The organism is Arhodomonas sp. KWT (assembly GCF_010993615.1).
The window spans coordinates 1-501 of sequence record NZ_WNXE01001170.1 but is presented as its reverse complement, the minus strand read 5'-3'; the positions used below and the strand labels follow the sequence as shown (position 1 = coordinate 501).

General features: G+C 66.7%; 1 pseudogene. It reads right to left on the bottom strand.

Going from position 1 to position 501, the window contains the following annotated elements:
- Positions 1-380: pseudogene (locus G7A99_RS24785) on the bottom strand (sel1 repeat family protein); the annotation flags it as partial.
- Between the last annotated feature and the right edge of the window lie 121 nt (positions 381-501).

The following is a 501-nucleotide window of genomic DNA, read 5'->3' as shown; positions in this document are numbered from 1 at the left end:
TGCTCGCCGGCCTCGGCGGTGAGCTCGAGCCATTTCTCCGGGCTCTTCTCCACGGTGTAGCCGGCGGCGTACATGCCGGCCAGCCAGTAGAGGCCCTCGGCGAGGTCCTGAGCGGCGGCCTTCTTGATCCACTTGGCGGCCTTGGGGAAATCGATGGGCACGTCCTGCCACTCGATACCGATGGTGTAGGCTGCCCCGACCAGCACTTGAGCTCTGGCATCACCGTTGCGGGCGGCCTCCAGGTTGGCCTGAAAATCCTGATCGTAGAGGGCATCCATGAACGCCCCGGGCTCGGGGAAGGCGACCTCGGCCCGGGCGTTCAGGGCTATGGCGAGTACCAGGGCCAGGAGGCAGAACACGCGTAAGGGGGATGTCATCATTAACTCCTCGTGAGGCGCAGCGGGAACCTGTCGTTGGCCACGGGCCAGGCGCGGCGGAGACTGAAGTACTGCACCTCGGCGACGATGCGCGTGGCCCCGGCACTGACCTCGACCCTGCCGC